General features: G+C 71.3%; 1 protein-coding gene. It reads right to left on the bottom strand.

The window, feature by feature from the left end:
• On the bottom strand, positions 1–464 hold a 464-nt coding region (locus tag ACLEQD_RS45105), incomplete at both ends, for an AMP-binding enzyme (protein ID WP_410392023.1).

Consider the following 464-nt stretch of genomic DNA (forward strand, 5'->3'; position numbering starts at 1 on the left):
CCAGCACCACGAAGGCCGACGGCACCATGTACTCCGGCAGCCGTCCCTTCAGGGCGCTACGCAGCGCGGCCGACTCCAGTGTGTGGCCCGGCTGCGCCACCACGTACGCCACCAGCCGCTTGTCGCCCGGTGCGTCCTCACGCACCACCACCACGACGTCTCGCACCGTGGGCTGCTCGCCCAGCGCCGCTTCCACTTCTCCCAGCTCGATGCGGAAGCCGCGCACCTTCACCTGGAAGTCCATGCGGCCCAGGTACTCCAGCGTCCCGTCCCGGCTCCACCGCGCCTTGTCTCCCGTGCGGTACAGCCGGGAGCCAGGAGTGCCGTAGGGGTTCGGTACGAAGCGCTCCGCCGTGAGGCCCGGCTGGCCCAGGTAGCCGCGCGTCAGGCCTTCTCCGCCCAGGTACAGCTCTCCGGGCACACCCACCGGCACCGGCTGCCCGTGCGTGTCCAGCACGTACGCC

Origin of the sequence: Corallococcus sp. 4LFB, assembly GCF_046520365.1 — a bacterium.
GTDB lineage: Bacteria > Myxococcota > Myxococcia > Myxococcales > Myxococcaceae > Corallococcus > Corallococcus caeni.